Source organism: Paenibacillus sp. ISL-20 (assembly GCF_018613005.1).
Taxonomy (GTDB): domain Bacteria; phylum Bacillota; class Bacilli; order Paenibacillales; family Paenibacillaceae; genus Paenibacillus_AQ.
In genome coordinates this window covers 2,923-7,874 of record NZ_JAGGRD010000082.1, presented here as the reverse complement: position 1 = coordinate 7,874, position 4,952 = coordinate 2,923, and the positions used below count along the sequence as shown (strand labels likewise).

The following is a 4,952-nucleotide window of genomic DNA, read 5'->3' as shown; positions in this document are numbered from 1 at the left end:
TGAGATTAAACTGACTTTTCCGCTTAAAGCAGCATTACCGCATTTGGTGTTCTTAAGTAACAACCAAGGGGAAGAGCTCAACGTATTCCTTGGAGATCCACAAATGTCATTCGACTTTGATGAAGGTGATGACGACGCCTACAAGCTTTACCAAGGTGGCCGTCGCGTAACTGCAGATGCTTCCGGTGTGGTTACCTCCGTTGAGCAGCCGGATGAGCAGAAGGATGAAAAAAACAGGCAGAGCTGGACTTCGAAAAATCCGGATCAGAGGGAGCCGCTGAACACAATGATGGACAAGCTGAGGATCCTGCAGGAGATCATCCACCGGCAGATGAAAGTGACGACGAACTTGACGAGCATGAAAAGGAAAACATGGGCGAGGGTTCATCGCAAGAAGGTTCTGATCTTCCGGAATGGATGCAGGAACAGCAGCATGAGGAAAAACCGGATGGACAGGAGATGAGCTTCGAGGATGCTGATCAGGAACCTGCAGAAGACGGTGCCTCTGATTCTGAGGCAATCCAGCCATCCAGTAATGAAGAGATTAGCAAGGAAGAACTGGAACAGTTCATCCTGAAAGAACGCCCTTCTTATGAAGATATTCCATTGGATTTCCCGCTGTTCTTGGAAAAACGTCTAAATGAGGGTAAGACATGGGTTGAGATTTCAAAGATTGCTGGCATTCCTTCCAGCCAAATTCAGCCGAAGTGGAAGAAGTACAAGGAAATGGTCACCAAGATGATGAGAGACGGCGGATCCGCTTAATAGAAACCAGAGTCACAACCCCGGTCGAAGCAGACCGGGGTACCTAATTATATGGTTTTAATAGAACGTCAGTTCTTGTGGGAGGGGGAAGCAGCATGAAAACATCGGTACCTAAACGTGAAAATGAATTGAAGGGGTCGCCCCCGAGTAAAATCATGAACTATAAGCTTGGTCCGGATGAATTGGCACAGATTGTTGGGAAACCGATCCCGGCATCGCATAAAGAGCCGATCAAGTTTAGATCCAAGTCGAAAGAGAAGGAGTAGGAGCATGAAATAACTCAGCCTCTTCTCTGGGATAGGCGGAATTGACTTAGCAGCTCATTAGGCAGGCATGGATGGACAACGCTGCAAGCAAAGGAAACCAGGTAATAGATCAATTTATTAGGTCAGGCATGACATGGTGTGATTTGTCACCACGGATACTAGGCTAGTTAATCGAAATCTATGTGGTTTAACCCATAACCAAATGTAAGTAGAGAGCTACATTCTTTAAAGAGAATTAAGGAGTTGTGCTAAGAATAAAGCGCTAGCTCCAATTACCAGCAAAATAATAACCATGATAATAACAAATTTCTTACCGTTCATCTTTTTCACCTCGGAAAGTGTATATCGGCAGCGATCTGATATATAAATTAACTGCTCAAGGATAGGATACAACAATAAATAACTGAGCACGGAGGAGATTATTAAATTTAATGAAAAGACCCCCATATCCGTGGCAGGGCCGGGGGTCAATAAGCAATAAATTCCTCTCAATGATTATATCACAAAGGGGATTGAGGGGAATGGCGATGGCATGGGGACAAGGGGAACTCTTTCCAACAGCATCCGAAGCAGAGATCCAGCGCACAAAATTCCTGCTCGGAAAATATAAAGAGATGACAATGCTCATGAAAAATTCGAAGAAGATTTAAAGCAAGTGGCCATTGATGGTGAAGCAGCTCGTCGTATCGATCAGGAAGATCTTCATGCTGATAAGACGGCCAACGCTACAATCCTGATTGAAAAGCAACGTTGGGTGTATAAACAGTACAAATTTTATACGCAACAGCTTCAGAGGGCATTCGGATTAATTCAAGACGATGATGAAAGGAAGGCTGTCGATTACAGGTATATGCAGGGCTACTCTTACAAGGAGACGTTGTTGTTCTTTCGGCATGGATTGTCTGACAGCACGATCCGCAGAAAGATTCTTGAGGGGACCGAGAGCATGGCCAACACATTGAAGTTGATGGGATTCTTTGAGCAGAATCATGCGGAGTTTTGAGTTGAAAGTCCAAAGGAAGCTGGCCACATAGTACAGCTTCCTTTTTTAAATTGTTCAAAACAATCCATTCCTAAAATATTCGAAGATTGCTCCTTGCTACCTTTTTAATGTTGTATATGATAGTCACATTCTTCCTAAAAACGACAAATAGAAAGAAATTACTACGAAAAATGAGTCTGTAGAACCTAACTTATGATTCGCTTATATTATATGGTTAAGTATATGTTAAAATTTTCAATTACATAATATGCTCGTACGATCAAGGCAAACCCATTGAAAAATGGGGACGCAAAGCTAAAGGGGCTAACGGATTTGCTGTTAGATGCAAATGCTACTGCCAGCCAGCTACCGAATACGGCGGAGGCCTCCGTCTGTTTTTGGACGGAGGTCTTCTTTTTTGAGATGTTTAAAATTTAAAATAACGATAGCCGAGGTTTCAAGCCTTGACTATAGATGAGATGAAGCACGAGGGGGAAAAGGCATTGGATAAAAGACGAAAAATACATCATAGGAGGTGAGGAGTGAATTGAAGCGGTAAAACCGGCGAAGATCCTAATTTCCAGTTTTACGACGCACACTTAAACGTTGTGGGCAAAGCTCCCGAGTGCTATATCCTGTACGCTTATCCCGTAGAGACAGCGGATTCTAAAGGATAAAGGAGAGTTTAGGTGTAGATTTGTTTTCAAGATAGAAAAATATACATTTTATATTTTTTCGAGAATGGAGGGAAAAAGTTGAGTCTTAGTCATTTAGGAAAAAGTAAAAAAAGAAAATCACTCCTGAAAGTATTATTTTTATTTATGGCCTTTTTAATTACTTTTAGTGGGATGTTTCCATTTGGGTCAGAGGTCAACGCAGCTACTGGCATAACCATTAATAATACTGATTCATATGGTCTTGCTGAGGATGCTGGACAACCATCATTTCTTTATCAAATTGATGGAAACAACCCAAGCGCGACACCTAAGGCAAGCGTCCAAGTCACTGGTGGCATTCCTTACAACGGATTAGTTGTATCTCTAACAGAAAATGTATTTTACGGAAGTCAAGGTAAAACTCTTTATAGAATTGCTCCTGACGGTACAGCCACGTCTGTTACAACATTAGTGGGTGTGGCAGGTAATGCTGTAATTTCTCTAGATGGTACTAAATATTATTACGCTTATAACGACGCAAAAGGTAATATAGTTTTGGGTGTGTATAATTTAAAGACAGGGAAAGAGACTGTCACTCCAATTTCTGGCTATAGTACAAATGCTGTAGGAGGAGATGTGGTTATCGACAGTGCCGGTTATCTATGGTTCGCTGCGAATGATGCAAAAGCTATTATCCAAGTGAATCCAGATACTGGTGAAGTATTACGTATAGTACAGATAACTAATTCGGATGGTATCACTATAGACGGTGGAGTCAGAGGGCTTAGTTTTTTGCCGAATGGTCAAATGTTAATGGCCAGCGGTATGACCGTTCCAACCTACTTTATACTTGATCCGAATACGCTGAGCACTACTTATCTTGGAGCCGGCACTGGACCATTAGTTTGGGACCTGGCGTCACGCGTGGCTGGTAAATTCGATCCCAATCCTCCTGTGCTTGAATCGAATAAAAAAGCAACTCTTCAGGAGAAAGCAGTTGGAAACACAGATGCAGCCCATCCAGAAGTGGGGGACACGCTTCTGTACACAATTCAGACTCGAAACACGATTACAAACAGCATGGTGCACAAACTCCTCATCTCAGACACAATTCCGGAAGGATTGGAGTACGTTCCGGGAAGCTTGAAGATTGACGGTGTAGTCTTCACCGATGCAGTAGGTGACGATAAAGGACATTATGACGCAGGACAGGTTGTCAGTCAGTTTGGTGACATTACAGACACCAATTGGCACACAGTTCAATTCAAAGCGACCATTAAAGCAGGTCAAGCTGGCAAAAACATTCGAAATGTAGCAGAAGTGACTGGTGACAATATCGATACCCCAGATAAGCCGAGCGTAGAAGTGAATGTATACCCGCCTGCAAACCAACCGCCAATGGCATCAGATACTCAAGAAACTACATGGAAAAACACCCCGGTGACTGGAAGCGTGTATGGAGTAGATCCTGACGGCGACCAGCTGACATTTACGAAAGGTAGCGATCCGACAAACGGTACAGTAACGGTGAATCCGGACGGCACATGGACGTATGTACCGGATACAGACTTTACAGGAACGGATAGCTTTACGGTTACGATCAGTGATGGAAAAGGTGGAACCATCACCTCGACTGTGACAGTTAATGTAACTGAGCCTCCAAACTTGCCGCCAGTGACTGAAAATTACGATGTAACAACGGAGAAGGATACATCGGTAACTGGCAGTGTCTATGGGACTGATCCAGATGGGGACACGCTTACCTACGCCATCGAAAGTAATCCGAAGCACGGTACGGTGATCGTCAATCCGGATGGCACATGGAAGTATACCCCAGATCCAGGATATGTCGGCCCGGATATTTTTACAGTCACGGTGAGCGACGGTAAGGGCGGGGTTACGACATCGACGATAACGGTGGACGTAAAGGATAAGCCAAATAACCCGCCAGTATCACCAGGTAAAAACGTAACGACGGAAAAAGGTACATCCGTGACAGGCGATGTTTATGGCACGGACCCGGATGGAGATCCATTGACGTATACTCCAGGCAAGCAACCGGGGAACGGAACCGTCATCGTGAATCCGGACGGAAGCTGGACCTATACCCCAGATCCTAACTTTGTGGGCGAAGATAGCTTTACTGTCATTGTAGATGACGGTAAGGGCAACAAGACCGAGGTTACGGTTATCGTTCGAGTAACGGAGCCGACCACACTGCCAACGGATCCAGGGAACGGAACGAACCCAACAGATCCAGGCAACGGAACGAACCCAACGGAT

General features: G+C 44.3%; 5 protein-coding genes, 1 pseudogene and 1 riboswitch. All 6 genes and pseudogenes read left to right on the top strand.

The genetic code is table 11. The features are described 5' to 3' along the window. Positions 1–463, top strand: a pseudogene (locus J7E85_RS33215) (hypothetical protein); the annotation flags it as partial. Beyond that, positions 418–765, top strand: a complete 348-nt coding sequence (locus J7E85_RS33210; RefSeq protein WP_215164216.1) for a hypothetical protein — start codon at positions 418–420, stop codon at positions 763–765. The pseudogene J7E85_RS33215 and the gene J7E85_RS33210, both read left to right, overlap by 46 nt. Before the next feature lie 95 nt (positions 766–860). After that, a complete protein-coding gene (locus J7E85_RS33205) occupies positions 861–1,031 on the top strand; it encodes a hypothetical protein (protein ID WP_215164215.1) in 171 nt (56 codons plus the stop codon). 521 nt (positions 1,032–1,552) lie between these two features. Further along, positions 1,553–1,681 (top strand): hypothetical protein, encoded by a 129-nt coding sequence (locus J7E85_RS34710; RefSeq protein WP_285228867.1) that lies wholly within the window; start codon positions 1,553–1,555, stop codon positions 1,679–1,681. A gap of 5 nt (positions 1,682–1,686) precedes the next feature. Further along, complete coding sequence (locus tag J7E85_RS33200) at positions 1,687–2,034, top strand: hypothetical protein (protein ID WP_251036231.1); 348 nt, start codon at positions 1,687–1,689, stop codon at positions 2,032–2,034. Positions 2,035–2,287: 253 nt separating this feature from the next. Beyond that, positions 2,288–2,387: riboswitch (cyclic di-GMP riboswitch) on the top strand. A gap of 918 nt (positions 2,388–3,305) precedes the next feature. Beyond that, positions 3,306–4,952: isopeptide-forming domain-containing fimbrial protein (locus J7E85_RS33195; protein WP_215164214.1), on the top strand; the 1,647-nt coding region annotated here is incomplete at its 3' end.